Raw genomic sequence first — 17,943 nt, forward strand, 5'->3', positions numbered from 1 at the left:
ATTAACCAAAGCTAATATTGACGGATCGCCGGGCGGTCGCTATACTGTTGTACATAGAACTGTATGATATAAAACATATGATTCAAATCATATTGAGCATAGAAAGGAAGTGCTGTATGGAAAAGATGAGGATTGGGCTGGAGCTTCGCTCGCTGAACAACATGATCCGGCGCTATTTTGAATTTTCTTCCCATAAAAATGAAATCGAAACCATCACCGGAAATAACGGGTGGATTATCGGCTATCTTGCCGATAATGCGGATAAAGATATCTATCAGAAGGATTTGGAGGATCACTTTACCATCACCCGTTCCACAGCGTCGAAAGTACTCAGCCTGATGGAACAAAAGGGGCTGGTTCAAAGGCAGGCGGTCGCGCAGGACGCGCGCCTGAAAAAGATTGTCCTCACAGAAAAAGCATGGAAAATCAAAGGGCTCATGCGGGAGGACGCCGAGAGGATGGAACGGACCCTGACAAGCGGATTTACGGAGGAAGAAGTGGAAACGCTGTACTCTTACCTGCAAAGGATGAGGACAAATATATCCAATATGAACCCTGCTCTTTCCTGATATTTCAGTAAAACGTAAGGAGATTTTTTATGATAAAAACGCTTCTCTCCAGCGTGAGAGAATATAAAAAGAATTCCCTGCTTGCCCCGGCATATGTGACCTTCGAGTCGATTCTTGAAATCGTCATTCCCACGCTGATGGCGTATCTGATCGACTACGGAATCAATCGGAAAAGCATGCCCAATGTTCTGTGGATCGGGCTTGCGCTGGTCGTCTGCGCGATGATCTCGCTACTGACCGGCATTCTCGCGGGCCGCAGCGCGGCGATCGCCTCTTCGGGCTTTGCAAAAAATTTACGCCGCGATATGTTCTATAACGTGCAGAAATTTTCTTTTTCCAATATTGATAAATTTTCAACCGCCAGTATCATCACACGGCTGACCACCGACGTCACCAATGTACAGAACGCTTATCAGATGCTGGTGCGCCTCGGGGTGCGGGCGCCCGTGATGATCGTATTCGCGCTGATTTTTTCTTTCCGGATCGACGCCCGTCTTTCGCTGATCTTTCTTGCGACGATCCCCGTGCTCGGCGTCGGCCTTTTTATGATCATCTCGCATGTCCACCCGATTTTCGTGCGGGTATTCAATACCTACGACAAGCTGAACCGCATTGTTCAGGAAAACCTGCTCGGCATCCGGGTCGTCAAATCCTATATCCGCGAGGATCATGAGGAAGAGAAGTTCGCGGGCATTTCCCAGTCGATTTTTCAGGATTTTACGAAAGCGGAAAAGAGAATCGCGTTCAATATGCCGCTGATGCAGCTTTGCCTCTATGCCAGCATGCTCTTGCTTTCCTGGTTTGGCGCCAAAGAAATCATCGCCAGCAACAACAATCCCGTAATCGGGCTTTCGACAGGAGAGCTGGCCAGCCTGATCACCTACGCCCTGCAGATCCTGATGAGCCTGATGATGCTTTCCATGGTGTTTGTCATGATCATTATCGCACGCGCGTCGGCGGAGCGTATTGTGGAAATCCTGAATGAGGAAAGCGATCTCAAAAACGGGGAAAACCCTGTCTGCACAGTAGAAGACGGTTCCATCACCTTTGAAAACGTCACTTTTACTTATTCCAGAAAGGCCGACAAGCCGGTCCTTGACGGGATCAACCTGTCCATCGCGTCAGGGGAGACGGTCGGTATCCTCGGCGGAACCGGCTCCTCGAAATCGAGCCTTGTTCAGCTGATTCCGCGCCTTTATGATGTCACCGCAGGAAAGGTAACCGTCGGCGGCGTCGACGTGCGGGATTACGATCTTGAATCGCTCCGCAATCAGGTGGCGATGGTGCTGCAGAAAAATGTGCTTTTTTCCGGCACGGTCAAAGAGAACCTCCGCTGGGGCAGTGCGGACGCCACGGAGGAAGAAATGATCCATGCCTGCAGGCTTGCCCAGGCCGACGGCTTCATCCGGGAATTCCCGGATCAGTACGATACCTATATCGAGCAGGGCGGCACCAATGTGTCCGGCGGACAGAAACAGCGGCTGTGCATCGCGCGGGCATTGCTGAAAAAGCCCAAAATTCTGATTCTGGACGATTCCACCAGCGCGGTCGACACCAAAACCGACGAATTGATCCGCCAGGCGTTTCGGAAGGACATCCCGAACACGACGAAAATTATCATCGCGCAGCGTGTTTCCTCCGTTCAGGACGCCGACAAAATCATTGTGCTCGACGACGGCAAAATCAACGCGGTCGGGACGCACGAGGAACTGCTCGGGACCTGTGCCATTTACAGGGAAGTCTACGAGTCTCAGAACAGAGGAGGCGCTCTCCATGAGTAAAATGCCGAAAGACAATCCGCAGACACACGGCAAAACGGCGGCGGGCGGCAGGCCCCCGATGCAGCGTTTTAAGCCGGGTACGATCAAAAGGCTGCTTGCCTATATGGCCGGCTACCGGATTCAGCTGATCCTCGTTTTTATCTGTATCCTGATCAGCGCGGCCGCGGGCGCGGCGTCCTCTTTGTTCCTTCAGACGCTGATCGACAAGTACATTATCCCTCTGCTGGGCCAGGCCTCCCCTTCCTTCACGGGCCTTTTCAAAGCGATTCTCTTCATGGGGTCGATCTACATCATCGGCGTGCTGTCCACCTTGTTCTACAACCGGATGATGGTCATCATTGAGCAGGGCACGCTGAAAAGAATCCGCGATGAAATGTTCACGCATATGCAGAGCCTGCCGATCCGATATTTTGACACGCATACGCACGGCGATATCATGAGCCGCTATACCAACGATACCGACACGCTGCGTCAGGCGATCTCCCAGAGCTTGCCGCAGATGTTTGCGTCCCTTGTTTCCGTGGCGGCTGCGTTTTTCTCCATGCTTTATCTCAGCGTCGGCCTTACCGCTTTCGTCGCCGTGTTCGCCGTGATTTTGCTGAAGGTAATCAAAGCCTTGGTGGGAAGAAGCGGAGCCTTCTTTATGAAGCAGCAGCAGTCTTTGGGAGACGTCAACGGCTATATTGAAGAAATGATCAACGGTCAGAAAGTCGTAAAGGTTTTCTGTCACGAAGAAAAAACCGAGGAGGGCTTCGATAAAAAGAATGAAGACCTCTGCTACTGCGCGACCGAGGCGAACAAATACGGAAATATCACCATGCCGGTGGTCGGCAATCTGGGCTATATGCTCTATGTGCTCCTTGCCATCATCGGCGGCGCGGCGGGCATCGCGGGAATTCCCAACCTGAGCCTCGCCGGGGTCCAGACCCTGACGATCGGTACGATCGTATCCTTCCTTACCCTTTCCCGCAGCTTCATCAACCCGATCGGCCAGATTTCCATGCAGTTCAACATGGTAATCATGGCGCTCGCCGGCGCGTCAAGAATCTTTGACCTGATGGATGAGGAAAGCGAGCAGGACGACGGATACGTCACCTTGGTCAATGCAAAAATAGAAAACGGCGAAATAAAAGAATGCAGGGAACGGACGGACACATGGGCGTGGAAATATCCGCACAGCGACGGAGCGGTGACCTATACGCCGCTGCAGGGAGACATCCGCTTTTACGACGTGGACTTCGGCTACGAAGAAAACAACGTCGTCCTGCACAACATCACGCTTTACGCAGAGCCGGGCCAAAAGGTCGCCTTTGTAGGAGCGACCGGCGCCGGAAAAACGACGATCACCAACCTGATCAACCGGTTCTATGACATTGCCGACGGGAAGATCCGGTATGACGGAATCAATATCAACAAAATAAGGAAAGCCGATCTCCGACGGTCGCTCGGCATCGTTTTGCAGGACGTGAACCTCTTTACGGGAACGGTGATGGACAACATCCGCTACGGCAAGCTGGACGCGACGGACGAGGAATGTATTGCGGCCGCAAAGCTCTCGAACGCCGACGGATTTATCCGCATGCTTCCGCAGGGGTATCATACCGTGCTGGAGGGCGACGGCAGCGGCCTTTCGCAGGGGCAGCGGCAGCTGATTTCCATTGCCCGCGCGGCGGTGGCCGACCCGCCCGTCATGATCCTTGACGAGGCCACCTCCTCCATCGACACCAGAACCGAGGCCATTGTTCAGAAGGGTATGGATGCGCTGATGAAGGGCAGAACGGTATTTGTCATCGCACACCGCCTTTCCACCGTGCAGAATTCCGACGTCATTATGGTTCTGGAACACGGCCGCATCATCGAGCGCGGCAGCCACGAGCAGCTGATCAGCGAAAAGGGGAAATATTATCAGCTCTACACCGGCGCGTTTGAACTGGAATAAATCCAGCCGTTCCGCCCGACCTGCAGAGCGTATCGGTCAAGCCAAAAAACAGCGCTGAAACGGGTTCGCAGAGCGAAAGACCGTTTTTTTCTCCAAAAAAGTGGATCGCCTTAAAAAGCAGCCGAAAGGGCTTGCCGTCTGTGAACTGAAGACGGCAAGCCCTTATTTTTTCATCAGCCGCATATTCTCATGACGGAGGTGAAAGTCCCGGCCGGAACTCCGTGACAAAAATCCGTTTCAGTCCGACGACGTATTTTCCGTCGCCCTGCGGATCATCAGCCAGGTGACCGCCGCCACAAGCACCAGATTCACCGCTGACAAAGCGATGTAATCCACCGGAATTTTATTCGCCATATTGACTGCGTTGACACAGGTCAGCATTGTGGTGAACGACCAGCCGGCGGCGATCAGAACGGCGGGCAGCCTGTCTTTCCGCACGGAAAGCATATAGAGAACGCTCAGGACCACCGTCAGGAATGAATACCGTTCATGCATGGAAGGCAAAAAATACGTGCAGACGGAAGAAGCCCACATGCCCAGCAATAAAATATTTTCCTCCCGGACGGACTTTTGATACGAAATCCAAAGGACGGCGCCCGCCCCCAAGAAAACAACGCAAAGACAAATTCCCACGACCGCGTATTGGGAGTAGGTTCCCATCAACAGATAATACAGTCCGGGAAAGTGGGACACCAGTTGTTTAAACTGGGTCTGCTCCAAATAAATCTTAAAAATATCTGTGACAGGTCTTCCTGCGACCAGAGCCGGAATCGACAAAACGGACACCCCCAGCGGGATGATCAAGTAGTGCACGACAGAATGGGACCGATTTGTGAAATATAGAATCAAAAGCACCGGCAAAAAAAATACGGCCTGAAGCTTAAACGCAAGGGCAAAAGAAAACCACACAAAAGCCGGCACATAGGATTCCCGGATCAGTTCTTTTATGCACAGCAATAAAAAGGACACATAAATGAAATCGCACTGCCCCCAAAAGGCCGAATTAATGAAAACGACCGGGTGGAACAAGATGCACAGCCATGCGGCGGCCGCCAGAAGTTCCCCTTTTTTCTTATTTGAGGCAAGGCTGTATACGATCCGCGCCCCCGCAGCGGCGCCGACGTAATCGAACAGAATAGAGACCGCTTTGATAGAGAACAGCGGCGGAACCGGCAGGTACGTTAAGGCGGCGAGAATCGTCAGATAGGGAAAATTGTAATTTCCGACCGGCCTGCCCAGCGCCGCGAATCCTCCGCTCTTCTTCAGCTCCTGGAACCACGGGAGCAGAAAATGCTGATAGTCGCTGCTTTCCGTCGGGAACCCCCGCCAGCGCACGGCAAGGGATAAAAGCGTCAGGGCGATCCATGCGATCCCGAAGATGTGTTCTCGAACAAAACCGGACAGGCTCCGGTCAAAGGCGAGCGTTCCGCTCCACCCGCCCCATTTCAATTGCTTTCTATTTTCCATTATTTCTTTTTTCCAACTGCCTTTCCTAACTTTAGAGTAATCCGTCCCACCGTTCCTCCGCATGCCTTTCCGCATAGAGTCCTTCTTTCAAAGAAAAACTCCGTATTAATTTAACATTTTTTCAACCATATATGAACCTCAGGCAGGAGAAAGGAAAGAAATGGAATATAAATTCAGCAATTCCGTCACATGCGATTGAAAGGACATATGCCCCGCATCACCTTACGGATGACGCCAAGGTCAGTTTCATTGCCGAACTCCTTGATTTACTGGAAGCGCAGGGCTCCATTCTCATTGGGGACGTTTGCTTTTACACAAGAAACGACCTGCTTTTGTGCAAAGAGTCTTATGGCGACGGTTGGGACGATGAAGAAATCTATTTCGTATTCTCGGAATTGAAAGATCCGCTTAACAAGGTTACGTTTCTCCCCCCGTCGAAGGCGGGGGGAAAACGTGTTTTGTCTCGCAAACTGAAATGGAATTGCTATCGTTGCTTCTGCGGAAATCAAAGCCCGTGAAACGACAGCCGCCGCCACCCGTGTAAACAGGTGGCGGCGGCTGAATTGTACTATGAGTGAAAATTACATTTTGTCGTGGCAGGTTCTCGCAATGACATCGAGCTGCTGCTCTCTCGTCAGGTCGATGAATTTTACCGCATATCCGGATACACGGATCGTAAAGTTCGCATACTCCGGTTTCTCAGGATGCTCCATCGCATCTTTCAGCTTTTCGGTGCCGAAGACGTTGACGTTCAGATGGTGGGCGCCGCGGTCAAAATATCCGTCAAGAACATGCACAAGGGTTTCGCTCTGTTCTCCCTCCGTATGCCCAAGCGTGCCCGGGCTGATGGTCTGCGTATTGGAAATGCCGTCGAGCGCATACTCGTAAGGCAGCTTTGCGACGGAGTTCAGGGAAGCGAGAAGCCCGTTCTTTTCCGCGCCGTAGGACGGGTTCGCGCCCGGCGCCAGCGGCGTCCACGCCTGTCTTCCGTCCGGAAGCGTGCCGGTGTTCTTGCCGTACACAACATTGGAGGTAATCGTAAGAATCGATGTCGTAGGCTCCGAATCACGATAGGTGTGGTATTTTGTCAGCTTCTTCATGAAGGTCTTCAAAAGCCATACGGCAATGTCGTCCGCGCGGTCGTCGTCGTTTCCGTAGCGCGGGAAATCGCCTTCGATCTGAAAGTCCACAGCCACGCCGTTCTCGTTGCGCACGGGAGTTACCTTCGCGTATTTGATGGCGGACAGGGAATCGACCACGTGGGAGAAACCCGCAATACCGGTTGCGAAGGTTCTTCTGACGTCGGTATCGATCAGCGCCATCTCCGCCGCTTCGTAATAATACTTGTCATGCATATACTGAATCAGGTTCAGGACATTCACATAAAGCCCCGCAAGCCAATCCATCATGACGTCGTACTTCGCCATCACGTCCTCATAATCGAGGACCGCCGAGGTGACGGGCTTGTAAGCGGGTCCCACCTGCATGCCGCTCTTTTCATCCACACCGCCGTTAATGGCGTACAGCAGGCACTTGGCAAGGTTTGCGCGCGCACCGAAGAACTGCATTTCCTTACCGGTCTGCGTCGCGGATACGCAGCAGCAGATGCTGTAGTCGTCTCCCCAGATCGGGCGCATCACATCGTCGTTTTCGTATTGGATGGAGCTTGTCTTTACGGAAATGTAAGCCGCGTATTTCTTATAGTTTTCCGGCAGCTTGGAGGAATAAAGGACGGTCAGGTTCGGCTCCGGCGCGGGCCCCATATTTTCCAGCGTATGCAGGAACCGATAGTCGTTTTTGGTCACCATGTGGCGGCCGTCCATCCCAAGCCCCGCCGTTTCCAGCGTAGCCCAGACGGGGTCCCCGGAGAACAGCTGATTGTAAGAGGGGATGCGGGCGAACTTCACCATTCTGAGCTTTAACACCAGATGGTCGATCAGCTCCTGCGCCTCCGCCTCGGTCAGCGTTCCTTCCTCCAGATCACGATGGATATAGATGTCAAGGAAGGTGGACACGCGGCCGACACTCATCGCCGCGCCGTTCTGGCTCCTGATTGCCGCCAGATACCCGAAGTAAAGCCACTGGACGGCTTCTTTGGCGTTACCGGCCGGCTCTGAAAGATCGAAGCCGTAGGCCGCCGCCATTTCCTTCATGTCCTTTAAGGCCCTGATCTGGTCGGAGAGCTCCTCTCTTTGGCGGATGATGTCATCCGTCATGATACCGGACCCGCAGTAAGAAAGATCCTCCTTCTTCTTTTCAATCAGATAGTCAATGCCGTAAAGGGCGACGCGGCGGTAATCGCCGACGATGCGGCCGCGCCCGTAGGTATCCGGAAGCCCCGTGATGATTTTATTGTGGCGGGCCTTCTTCATTTCAGGCGTATACGCGTCGAAAACCGCCTGGTTGTGCGTCTTGTGGTAATCCGTGAAAATCTTATGCAGCTCGGGGGCCGGCGTATAGCCGTAGGTGGTGCAGGCTTCCTCCGCCATCTTGATGCCGCCGTAGGGCATAAACGCCCTTTTCAGGGGTTTGTCCGTCTGCAGTCCCACGACCTTCTCAAGGCTCTTATCCCCGCTGTCGATGTAGGCCGCCCCGTAAGCGGTGATGCCGGAGACGACCTTTGTCTCCATATCCAGCACCCCATTGTTCGCTCTTTCCTGCTTCTGCAGCTCCTGTACCTTTCCCCAAAGCTTGTTCGTCGCATCCGTCGGTTCTGCCAGAAAACTCTGGTCCCCGTCATATTGCGTGTAATTGTCCTGAATGAAATCCCTCACATTGACGTCGTCCGTCCAATGCGAACCTTTGAAGCCTCTCCATTCCTGCTTCATAGCACTACTCCTTTCTTGTGATAGCATGCAGCTTTCTTCTGCAGTTCTGACTATAGTTTAGCTGATCTGTTCTGCCGATTCCTTGATTGTAATCAATAATACAGCATTTCATGTTGCCGGGTTCCTCCGCTCGCAGCACAGCGTTTCCCTGCGCGGCCCGCTTTCCCCGCGAAGAATCCGTTCGGCATTTTTCACGCGCTCCGCGCCGGGCGACTTTACCCCTTCCAGAGAATATGGAATGCCAAGCTCTTTCCATTTGTATTGACCCATGGCATGGTAAGGAAGCACCTCGATCTTCTCCACATTTTTAAGCGCGGCGATGAACTCCCGTGTTCTGTGCAGATAACCGTCGTCGTCCGTAATCCCCGGAACAAGCACATACCGGATCCAGACAGGCTTGCCGATATCGGACAGATAGCGGAACATATCCAGAATATTTTCGTTCGGCTGTCCCGTCAGCTTTCGATGCTCCATGGGGTCGATATGCTTGATATCCATTAAAAGAAGATCCGTGTAACGCATCAGCTCCCGGAATTTTGAAAAAAACGGTTCCTCCCTCGTAAAAGGCTGCCCCGCCGTATCGATCGCGGTATGGATTCCGCGCGCTTTGGCCTTCTGAAACAGCTCGAGAAGAAAATCGATCTGCAAAAGGGGTTCCCCGCCGCTGACGGTAATCCCGCCTTCCTTTCCCCAATAGCTGCGGTACCGCTCCGCCTGATCCAGCAGCTCGTCCGCCGTGCGCAGGTCGTTGGAACGAGGGTCCCACGTATCGACGTTGTGGCAATAGCGGCAGCGCATCATGCATCCTTTTAAAAAGATAAGAAAGCGGACTCCCGGACCGTCGACGGAACCGAAGGATTCTGTGGAATGGATTGCTCCTCTGATCATATGCCTCTTCCTTTCTGGTGCTTTCAGTATACTCCCGCTTCTGCTCTTTTTCTTTGATCAGAATCAAGTTTCCAACGAGTGGATTTCTTAATTATGAACCCGGCTTTCGTCATGATACTCCCTCCCGCCTGTGGCGGGAGGGAGTATCAAAAAATATCCGCGTTTTTCTAAGGAAGATCCGTATCAGGCAGTAGGATATACTCAAAAAAAGGGAGGGCCTGCCGCCTGCAATTCACAGGCAACAAGCCCTCTCCGCCGCTTCATGAAAATATCCGCCTGAGTTTTTTGGGGTCACTTCTCCGGCTGGCTGGCTTCATAAATTTTCTTCAGTCCGCTGCGGTCCGTGACCAGGATCTTCCCCTGGCCGAGCCTTTGAATGAAACCATCCTTTTCAAACCGGCTCAGGTTCCTGCTGACCGTCTCCGGGCGCAGCCCAATGCTGGCGGCGATATCCTCCAGCTTCAGCTTGATCTCCGGTCCGACGCACCGGATATCCCTGTCCAGCAGAAATCCCGCCAGGCGTATTTTCGGGTCACGGATGGAAAGCAGCAGCGCCTTTTCATTGGCGTCCTTTAACCGGAGGGAGAGAAGGGAAATCAGGTTCATCGCAATCCCCGGGCGATCGGCGAGAAGCTGTATAAATTCACTTTTTCTGATCTCGCACAGCTCCACCTTTGACAGGCACACCGCCGAATAGGGAAAAACGGCATTTTCGAGGAAAAGATTTTCCCATACGGCGTCTCCGTCGTGAATGATATCAAGGATGTATTCGTTTCCGTCCGCGTCATATTTACAGAGCTTGATCCTTCCTTTCCGGATGATCAGGACAGAGTCCACTTGCTCGCCTACCCTGAACAGAAAACTGCCCTTTGCTTTGGTCGTCTGTATGGAGTGTTCCGTAAGGTTTTTTTGCAGGTCTTTCGGAAGCGTACTGAACAAGGGAATCGCCATCGTGCACAAAAGACCGTTTTTACAGTTTGCGCATCCGGAAAACATTTTTTTATCCCCTTTTTCCATCACAATACCCTCTCCATCCATTTCAATCTCTCAAGTATCTTTTTCTATATTTTATCATAACCCAATCATAAGGGAAAGAAAAAAGTCGGGCATGGTCAACGAATCTCCCGGATGCCGGCCAGTATCCTTTTTGTCAGAAGAACCAAGACAAGGACGGCAACGGAAACGAGTGCGGTAAAGCCCCCCGGAGCCACATTCAGGTAAAAAGAGACAAACAGCCCCAGCATAATATCGATCACACTGAAAAGAATGGAAAACAGCAGGGTCGCTTTAAACCCTTTTCCCAGCTGCAGAGCGGTAGCGACCGGAAGCGCGATCATGGAGCTGAGCACTAAAACGCCCACAATCCGGATGGAAACGGAGATTGCGGAGGCCACAAGGATCGAAAACACATAGTTGATCAGCTTCACCCTTACCCCCGCAACTTTTGCGGCTTCCTCGTCGTATGCGATGTAAAGCATCTGATGATACAAAAAAACAAGGGCCAGAACAGAAATGACGCTGAGCACGACCACCATGATCATATCGAACCGGGTAACGGTAAGAATACTGCCGAACATGAAGGAATCCGCGTTGGCATGGAGCTTTCCGGAACTGATGATGGTGATAGCGGTACCTACGCTTAGCGCAAGCACAATGCTCAGAATCAAATCCGTGTATTTTTTAAAATAGGTTCTGAGAAATTCGATCAGGGCGCCGCAAATGGAAGTAAAGACAAACGCTCCCAGAACGGGATTCTGGTTCAGCATCAGCCCGATCGTAATCCCGGCCAGGGAAGCATGGGACAAGGTGTCCCCGATCATGGAATATCGCCGAAGGACCAGAAAAATTCCGATACAGGGACATAAAACGGAAATAAACACCGAAACAAACAATGCGTTTTGCATAAAACTATAATTCAACATCTGCATCACCCTTATCATTTCTCTTTAAATATTCATCGGCATACTGTTTCGGGGAACAAAGATGCCCCTGACCGTTGACCAGATGGTAAATCAGCGTGGAATTGGAAACCGCGGCGTCCAGATTATGCTCTACCGAAACAATCGTTATTTGATTTTCCCGGTTCATCTTCCTCAGAAAGCCATAGATCTCTTTTTGGCTGCCAATGTCGACTCCGGTGGAAGGCTCGTCCAGAATCAGTAAATCGGGATCGCCTGTCAAAGCTCTGGCAATCAGGATTTTCTGGGTTTGTCCGCCGGACAGCGTCCCCATTAAAGCGCCGGAAAACTCGGACATCCCGACTTTCTCAAGATTTTCCGCAAGGATGCCCTTATTTTTTATTTTCAAAAGCTTACGATAGGAATTTAACATCTCATAAACGGTAATAGGAAAATTGGAGTTTGAAAAATCATTTTTCTGCGGCACATATCCAATCCTCCTGGCTTCTGAGGCAATGGTTCCTTCCGTCGGTTTTATGAATTTTAAAATCAGCCGCATCAGCGTGCTTTTACCGGAACCGTTTTCCCCTACTACGGAAACATATTCCCCCCGCCGTATATCCAGGTCGATCCCCCTGAGCACATAGGGCGCGGCCCCCGTATACGAAAAAGATAAGTTTTCTGCCTTAATCATAATAATTCCCCTTATTTCATATTCAGCGTATCAACAAAAATCTCTATTACAGCAATTTCATTTCAGTTTACGAGACAAAACGTGTTTTCCTCCCCCGCCAAAGGCGGGGGAGGAACGCAACCTTGTTGCAGAATCAACTGGAAATGCTATAGAAATATTTTCAAGGAATCGCTTGACAAGGATTCCCTTCCGGATTATATTATAAATACAAATGAGTCGCATTTGCAAGTAATTATTTTTTGGAGGTAAAAAATGTTTAAACGGTATACGGCGCTCCTGCTAAGTGTAGCAGCCGTTATGAGCGTGGGCCTTTCGGCGTGCGGAAGCAACAATCCGGCGAGCGCGGAGGCGTCCGGCGCGGCCCCGGCTTCCAGTACGGCAGCGGAAGAAAGCAAGGGCCCGGACAGCAGGATAAAGGTTTCGGTAACTTTTAACGCTATGAAAGAGTTTACGGAAGCGGTCGGCAAAGACAAGGTGGATGTCGCCACGATTATCCCGGACGGAACAGAGCCGCACGATTTCGAACCGAAAGCACAGGACCTTGTCGCCCTCAGCACGGCACAGGTCTTTGTATACAGCGGATTGGGCATGGAGGCCTGGACGGAGGACGCGGTCAAATCCGCGAACAATCCGAATTTGATCACCGTGGAAGCCTCGAAGGGCGCGGATCCGATCAAAAACACGGATCCGGAAGAAATTGAGGAACACGGACAGTACGATCCCCATATTTGGCTGAGCCTGAAAGGCGCTGAAATTGAAGTGAAAAATATCAAAGACGCGCTGGTCAAAGCCGACGGAGCCAACCAACAATATTATGAGAAAAATTGTGATGATTTTGTTTCCAAATTGGAAAATCTTTATACAGAATACAATAAAAAATTCCAATCCGCAGAAAAGAAGAGCTTTGTTACGGGACATGCCGCTTTCGGGTATCTCTGCCGCGATTTCGGGCTGGAGCAAAACAGCGTGGAAGACGTCTTCGCCGAGGGAGAACCCAGCGCGCAGCAGCTGACGGAGCTTGTCAAATACTGCAAAGATAACAAGGTAACGACCATTTTCGCCGAGGAAATGGCAAGCCCGGACGTTTCAAAAACGTTGGCCAAGGAAGTCGGAGCGAATGTCGAAACCATTTATACCATTGAGGGCGGTGAAGACAACAAAACGTATCTGGAGCGGGTCGAAAGCAATCTGAGTAAAATCTATGCGAGTCTGGAAAGCAAAACCTGATTTTTGGGAACAGGATGACTCGGGCAGATCCTGACAGAAGGAGGACCTTAATTTTGTGTTTCACACAAATTAAGGTCCTTTCTACCCTGTAAATTGCAATGAAAATATCCCACAAACGGATTTTTCGGGATGTGAATTTTTTAGTAACCATTGAAAGAAGGGATTCCCATTGATCAGGCAAATACCGGTTACGGTTTTGACCGGATATCTTGGCTCGGGGAAAACGACCGTAATGAACCATGTGCTCAATAATCAGGCGGGTTTAAGAGTCGCCGTCATTGTAAACGATATGGGCGAAGTAAACATCGACGCCGCATTGATCGAAAAAGAAAACCATGTTTCGCAAAGCGACGAAAGCCTGGTCCCCCTTTCCAACGGCTGCATTTGCTGTACCCTGCGGACGGACCTGATGCAGCAGGTCACCCAGCTTGTAAAATCCAACCGGTACGACTATATCCTGATTGAGGCCAGCGGAATCTGTGAGCCGCTCCCTATTGCGCAAACCCTGACGTTAATGGACGGAAGCATCGGGAACGGCAGACTGCCGAAAATATGCAGGCTCGACACAATCGCGACCGTCGTTGACGCCTGCAGGCTGGAAACGGAATTTTTAGGAGGGGCTTCGCTGCTGCAGGCCGACGAACTTGGAGAGGATGATATTGTACAATTGCTGGTTCAGCAAATCGAATTTTGCAACGTCATCATACTGAATAAAACGGACATGGTCGGCAAAGCTCAGCTGCACAGGATTCAGGCCATTCTTCAAAAGCTGCAGCCGTCTGCAAACATCATCTGCACGGAGTACGGCAGAATTGAGCCGAAAGACATTTTAAACACAGAGCTTTTCCACTTTGAAGAGGCATGCCTGGCGCCGGGATGGGTGCAGGAGCTTGAAAACACACAAAACGGGGAGAAGGAAGGAGAAGAGGAAGAATACGGTATCAATTCCTTTGTATACGAAAGGAGGCTTCCGTTTGATCCCGCAAAGCTGTCCAAATGGCTGGAAAGCTGGCCCAAAAGCATCGTAAGATGCAAAGGGATCGCCTGGATGTCCAATCATAACGATACCATTTTCCTTTTTGAACAAGCCGGGCAGGCAATCGATATGACTCCCTTCGGCCGTTGGCTCGCGTCGGGGACAAAATCTGAGCAGGAAAAAGCCTTTACAAAAAATCCGGATGCAAAAAAGGATTGGGATCCAAAAGTCGGGGACCGCATGACGAAACTGGTTTTTATCGGGATCCGCCTCAATAAGGAAAAAATAAGCGGCTCTCTGGATAAATGTTTATTCACAGAATCTTGACAAAGATCATCTGAAGTGCTAATATAGATGCAAACGAGTCTTATTTGCATCTATTATATGCCCTCGTAGCTTAACGCAAGAGTTTTGGTGTTTCCAAAGGTGTCGGTTGAACTCCGTCCCAGGGCAAAAACATGTAAAGTGAGGAAAACAGTATGTACGAAGACAAGGTGCTGGTTTGTCAGGATTGTGGGAAAGAGTTTACCTGGACAGCCGGGGAACAGGAATTTTATGCCGCGAAAGGCTTCGTAAACGAGCCGAGGCGCTGCCCCGAATGCAGGAAGAAGCGCAAGGAAGGACAGAAACCGGAACGGGTAATGTATGACGCCGTGTGCGCGGCTTGCGGAAAGCCTTGCAAAGTTCCCTTTCAGCCGACCGAGGGGCGTCCCGTATATTGCAGCGAATGCTTTGCGAAAATGAGAGAACAGGCGTGAAGCTTCAATATCAGGGAGGTTTGAATTGGCTAAGAAATCGATTGTAATCAAGCATCGGCGGCAACAGCAAACGGTGCAAAAATACGCTGCGCTGCGCAGGGAACTGATTGAAAAAGGCGACCGCGCCGCATTGGGCGAGCTGCCGCGCGACGCTTCTCCGACACGGGTCCACAACCGCTGTTCCCTGACAGGCCGTCCGCACGGCTATCTGCGGAAATTCGGAGTGTCCCGTATTGTATTTCGTGAGCTGGCGCACCGCGGGCAAATTCCCGGCGTCAGGAAAGCAAGCTGGTAGGGATTGAGAAAGACGGTGAAGAAAAAACATGCGGGTAAAAATCACATTGGCCTGTACGGAAACAGGGGATCGGAACTACACGACAACAAAAAACAAGAAGACCCACCCGGAACGAATGGAAATGATGAAGTATTGTCCCCGGCTGCGCAAGCACACACTGCACAGGGAAACGAAATAAAAGGGTAACGCTGCCCCCTGCCGCAGGATATTGAGCTGCGGCGGGGGGCAAATCTATTCCATGCAAAACGGACGCTTTTCTTCTTTACAAATTGTGCTATAATAAAGCTGCAAGGATGCCCTTTCTCCCTTCCGGTTCCAACAGCGGCCCCTTGGCATTGTTTATCATTTTGTGTTGGCCGGAGCAATCTGCTGTCATATAACCTATGCGAATCAGGATCATTCGCATGAATCAGGAGTGATATTATGAAAAATAAAGCTGATCACCGCGCGGATCTCAGGCAAAAGGGATTAAAAAACACGAAGCGCAGGATGGCTATCCTGGAAATATTGGAAAAACAGACCCAGCCTGTGGCAGCGGAACAAATCTTTATGGAACTGAACCGTTACGACCTTTCGACCAGCATGTCGACGGTTTACAGAGAACTGGACAGTTTAGTGAACAACCATTTAGCTCTCAAAATAAAGATCAATGAAAGCAACAAGGCGCTTTATGAATATAACAGGATGATACACAAGCATTATTTAGTGTGCCTGGGCTGTAAAAAAATGATTTCCCTCGATATGTGTCCCCTGAAGACTTATGAGGAAACGCTGCAGGAGCAGACCCATTTTATCATTACGGATCACAAGCTGAATATCTACGGTTATTGCCCTGAATGCCAGGCGAAAGGGCTGCCCCGGAAAGCTTGAATTTTTTGTCCCCGATATTCGGAACGATAAAAAACACCGCCTTATCCCATCACTGGTGTGCACCCCGTCAAGAGGACAATGAAAAAATAAAAAGATTTTTAGGACTGCTGTCCGCCGGAACCGGCGGGCAGCAATTTTTACGCAGCTTTTGCGTACTGTGCATGGAACTCCATGGGTGTCATAACAGACAATCGGCGCTGCAGTCGCCGGTAGTTGTAAAAGTAAATATACTCTGAAATGGCTTGCGTGATCTGTTTCCGGTCGGTGAATTTGCGTCCATAGTACATTTCCCGTTTGAGGATACCCCAAAAGCCTTCCATCGGCCCATTGTCAATACAGTGCGCCACTCTGGACATGCTTTGCTTCATCTTGGCGGCATGCAATTTCGAGTGAAAAGAACGGCTGGTATACTGGTACCCCCGGTCACTGTGAAATAGCGGGTGTGCGTCCGGATTAGCGGCCACGGCAGCATCCAGCGTATTGAATACCAACCTGTTGTCATTATGATCGCCTACGGCATAGGCAACGATGCGCCGGTCGTACAAGTCCAGAATAGCGCTCAGATAAACCTTGCGGATTTCCGGGCCGATGAAATACTTGAATTCCGTTACATCGGTCAACCATTTTCGGTTCGGAGCGTCCGCATAAAATTTGCGGTTCAAATAGTTTTTGGCAATGTATTCCGGCGATGCCGCACTTTTTGTGCACCCGTGCCGACGGTATTTGACGCTGGACTGAATATGAAGTGCACGGTCGATGCGGAGTACTCGCTTGTCGTTGACATGAATGCCATGATGCCTGTCCAACTCATCCCGTATTCTGCGGTATCCCATATCCGTATGCAGGCTATGGATTTTCTCGACCTCGCCTGCGATGAGTTCGTTTTCCAACTCGCGGCTGCTTTTCGGGTGCTTCAGCCATCTGTAATACGCCGAGCGCGTGATGTGCAGAAAGCCGCAGAGTTTCCAAACAGGGAATACCCGTTCCGCAGACAGCGTGCTTACCGCGCCGTAAGCCGCCGGATGCCTGATGAAGCTCAACGTCGCCTCCTCTCCAATTCCTTCACTTTTTTTAACAGAGCGTTCTCCATTTCCAGATCATAGTTTTTCCGTTCAAGCTGAGCAACCTTGTCTCTGAGTTCTTCTTCCGGCGTCCGGCTCGGAAGCGTCCCGGCCCGGTGTCCCCGCCGGTCCTCCAGCCCCGCCCTGCCCATATTTCGGTATTTCCTCGTCCAGGTGTAAACCTGCTGGTAAGAAACTCGATACTTAAGCGCTGTACCGCCGTAATCATTCCCGTTGACGATACACGCTTTTACGATCTCCATCCGTTCTTTCGCGGTTGTATCCCGGCCCTTCGTCATGCGACTCCCTCCCGTATGTATCCTGAAGTCTTCATGACAATTATATACCCTCAGCCAATCCCTGAGCTGCCGGGTATCACGGATTCCGTACTTTTCGCAGATTTCCTGAAGAGAACCTTTCCCAGCAAGATAATCCAAAACTGCCGATAGTTTCGTTTCCTTGCCGTATGCCCGGTCGTGTCCGTGGGTCAGAAACCCCGCAGGCCCTTCCGTCTTGTACCGACTGACCCAACGCGCAATCGTCTTGCAATCTACTCCCGCCTGTTTTCCTGCTTCGCTGTATCCAATTTTGCCTGACAAATACAATTCTACAATACGGATCTTTTCTTCGGCTGTTGTCTTCTTCCTATTCGGCATAATTTTACCCCCAGACTGAAGAACAGTGCTTTTTTA

17 protein-coding genes are annotated in these 17,943 nt (G+C 51.0%); 9 read left to right on the plus strand and 8 right to left on the minus strand.

All coding sequences use genetic code 11. The annotated features are described in order from the left end of the window. Positions 1-116: 116 nt before the first annotated feature. From VXK30_RS14025 to VXK30_RS14035, 3 genes are read left to right on the plus strand one after another with little or no spacing between them, the layout of a single operon-like run. Entirely contained in the window at positions 117-569 is a 453-nt protein-coding gene (locus VXK30_RS14025; RefSeq protein ID WP_275717977.1) for a MarR family winged helix-turn-helix transcriptional regulator, read from the plus strand. Positions 570-598: 29 nt separating this feature from the next. Then, positions 599-2,350: an ABC transporter ATP-binding protein gene (locus VXK30_RS14030; protein ID WP_275717976.1), complete on the plus strand. Its 1,752-nt coding sequence runs from the start codon at positions 599-601 to the stop codon at positions 2,348-2,350. After that, positions 2,343-4,289 carry an ABC transporter ATP-binding protein gene (locus VXK30_RS14035; protein WP_275717975.1) on the plus strand — a complete coding sequence of 649 codons (1,947 nt, stop codon included), beginning with the start codon at positions 2,343-2,345 and terminating at the stop codon, positions 4,287-4,289. Before VXK30_RS14030 ends, VXK30_RS14035 begins: the two co-directional genes overlap by 8 nt. A gap of 237 nt (positions 4,290-4,526) precedes the next feature. Here the strand turns inward: VXK30_RS14035 and VXK30_RS14040 are convergent, their stop codons facing one another. From VXK30_RS14040 to VXK30_RS14065, 6 genes are all read right to left on the minus strand, one after another. Continuing rightward, on the minus strand, positions 4,527-5,756 hold the full coding sequence (locus VXK30_RS14040) for a hypothetical protein (protein WP_275717974.1): 1,230 nt from the start codon (positions 5,754-5,756) through the stop codon (positions 4,527-4,529). Positions 5,757-6,337: 581 nt separating this feature from the next. Beyond that, positions 6,338-8,584, minus strand: coding sequence for a formate C-acetyltransferase (pflB, locus tag VXK30_RS14045; RefSeq protein ID WP_275717973.1), 2,247 nt, complete (start codon positions 8,582-8,584; stop codon positions 6,338-6,340). A gap of 108 nt (positions 8,585-8,692) precedes the next feature. Then, positions 8,693-9,472: a pyruvate formate-lyase-activating protein gene (gene pflA, locus VXK30_RS14050; protein WP_275717972.1), complete on the minus strand. Its 780-nt coding sequence runs from the start codon at positions 9,470-9,472 to the stop codon at positions 8,693-8,695. 291 nt (positions 9,473-9,763) lie between these two features. Continuing rightward, entirely contained in the window at positions 9,764-10,510 is a 747-nt protein-coding gene (locus VXK30_RS14055) for a Crp/Fnr family transcriptional regulator (RefSeq protein WP_275717971.1), read from the minus strand. Positions 10,511-10,584: 74 nt separating this feature from the next. Further along, positions 10,585-11,394 (minus strand): metal ABC transporter permease, encoded by an 810-nt coding sequence (locus VXK30_RS14060; protein WP_275717970.1) that lies wholly within the window; start codon positions 11,392-11,394, stop codon positions 10,585-10,587. Next, on the minus strand, positions 11,381-12,064 hold the full coding sequence (locus tag VXK30_RS14065) for a metal ABC transporter ATP-binding protein (RefSeq protein WP_275717969.1): 684 nt from the start codon (positions 12,062-12,064) through the stop codon (positions 11,381-11,383). Before VXK30_RS14065 ends, VXK30_RS14060 begins: the two co-directional genes overlap by 14 nt. Positions 12,065-12,316: 252 nt before the next feature. On the opposite strand from VXK30_RS14065, the gene VXK30_RS14070 reads away from it, so the two are divergent. From VXK30_RS14070 to VXK30_RS14095, 6 genes are all read left to right on the plus strand, one after another. Continuing rightward, entirely contained in the window at positions 12,317-13,291 is a 975-nt protein-coding gene (locus tag VXK30_RS14070) for a metal ABC transporter substrate-binding protein (protein ID WP_275717968.1), read from the plus strand. A gap of 169 nt (positions 13,292-13,460) precedes the next feature. Further along, complete coding sequence (locus tag VXK30_RS14075) at positions 13,461-14,594, plus strand: GTP-binding protein (protein WP_275717967.1); 1,134 nt, start codon at positions 13,461-13,463, stop codon at positions 14,592-14,594. Between the two features lie 152 nt (positions 14,595-14,746). Further along, positions 14,747-15,025 (plus strand): zinc-ribbon domain containing protein, encoded by a 279-nt coding sequence (locus VXK30_RS14080; protein WP_275717966.1) that lies wholly within the window; start codon positions 14,747-14,749, stop codon positions 15,023-15,025. Between the two features lie 25 nt (positions 15,026-15,050). Further along, on the plus strand, positions 15,051-15,320 hold the full coding sequence (gene rpsN, locus VXK30_RS14085) for a 30S ribosomal protein S14 (protein ID WP_275717965.1): 270 nt from the start codon (positions 15,051-15,053) through the stop codon (positions 15,318-15,320). Positions 15,321-15,348: 28 nt separating this feature from the next. Further along, positions 15,349-15,498, plus strand: a complete 150-nt coding sequence (rpmG, locus tag VXK30_RS14090; protein WP_081928380.1) for a 50S ribosomal protein L33 — start codon at positions 15,349-15,351, stop codon at positions 15,496-15,498. 245 nt (positions 15,499-15,743) lie between these two features. Beyond that, positions 15,744-16,190, plus strand: coding sequence for a Fur family transcriptional regulator (locus VXK30_RS14095; RefSeq protein ID WP_275717964.1), 447 nt, complete (start codon positions 15,744-15,746; stop codon positions 16,188-16,190). A gap of 137 nt (positions 16,191-16,327) precedes the next feature. Here VXK30_RS14095 and VXK30_RS14100 read toward each other — a convergent pair whose 3' ends face one another. Continuing rightward, positions 16,328-17,230, minus strand: a complete 903-nt coding sequence (locus VXK30_RS14100) for an IS3 family transposase (protein ID WP_329493117.1) — start codon at positions 17,228-17,230, stop codon at positions 16,328-16,330. Next, positions 17,227-17,907 (minus strand): helix-turn-helix domain-containing protein, encoded by a 681-nt coding sequence (locus VXK30_RS14105; RefSeq protein ID WP_329493119.1) that lies wholly within the window; start codon positions 17,905-17,907, stop codon positions 17,227-17,229. Before VXK30_RS14105 ends, VXK30_RS14100 begins: the two co-directional genes overlap by 4 nt. Between the last annotated feature and the right edge of the window lie 36 nt (positions 17,908-17,943).

The sequence above is a fragment of the Caproiciproducens sp. CPB-2 genome (assembly GCF_036287215.1).
In the GTDB taxonomy this organism is placed as follows: Bacteria; Bacillota; Clostridia; order Oscillospirales; family Acutalibacteraceae; genus Caproiciproducens.

Bases quoted from the DNA above. Each gene is read 5' to 3' on its own strand.
- VXK30_RS14025 (WP_275717977.1), top strand. From the start codon at position 117: ATGGAAAAGATGAGGATTGGGCTGGAGCTTCGCTCGCTGAACAACATG.
- VXK30_RS14030 (WP_275717976.1), top strand. From the start codon at position 599: ATGATAAAAACGCTTCTCTCCAGCGTGAGAGAATATAAAAAGAATTCC.
- VXK30_RS14035 (WP_275717975.1), top strand. From the start codon at position 2,343: ATGAGTAAAATGCCGAAAGACAATCCGCAGACACACGGCAAAACGGCG.
- VXK30_RS14040 (WP_275717974.1), bottom strand. From the start codon at position 5,756: ATGGAAAATAGAAAGCAATTGAAATGGGGCGGGTGGAGCGGAACGCTC.
- pflB (WP_275717973.1), bottom strand. From the start codon at position 8,584: ATGAAGCAGGAATGGAGAGGCTTCAAAGGTTCGCATTGGACGGACGAC.
- pflA (WP_275717972.1), bottom strand. From the start codon at position 9,472: ATGATCAGAGGAGCAATCCATTCCACAGAATCCTTCGGTTCCGTCGAC.
- VXK30_RS14055 (WP_275717971.1), bottom strand. From the start codon at position 10,510: ATGGATGGAGAGGGTATTGTGATGGAAAAAGGGGATAAAAAAATGTTT.
- VXK30_RS14060 (WP_275717970.1), bottom strand. From the start codon at position 11,394: ATGTTGAATTATAGTTTTATGCAAAACGCATTGTTTGTTTCGGTGTTT.
- VXK30_RS14065 (WP_275717969.1), bottom strand. From the start codon at position 12,064: ATGATTAAGGCAGAAAACTTATCTTTTTCGTATACGGGGGCCGCGCCC.
- VXK30_RS14070 (WP_275717968.1), top strand. From the start codon at position 12,317: ATGTTTAAACGGTATACGGCGCTCCTGCTAAGTGTAGCAGCCGTTATG.
- VXK30_RS14080 (WP_275717966.1), top strand. From the start codon at position 14,747: ATGTACGAAGACAAGGTGCTGGTTTGTCAGGATTGTGGGAAAGAGTTT.
- rpmG (WP_081928380.1), top strand. From the start codon at position 15,349: ATGCGGGTAAAAATCACATTGGCCTGTACGGAAACAGGGGATCGGAAC.
- VXK30_RS14095 (WP_275717964.1), top strand. From the start codon at position 15,744: ATGAAAAATAAAGCTGATCACCGCGCGGATCTCAGGCAAAAGGGATTA.
- VXK30_RS14105 (WP_329493119.1), bottom strand. From the start codon at position 17,907: ATGCCGAATAGGAAGAAGACAACAGCCGAAGAAAAGATCCGTATTGTA.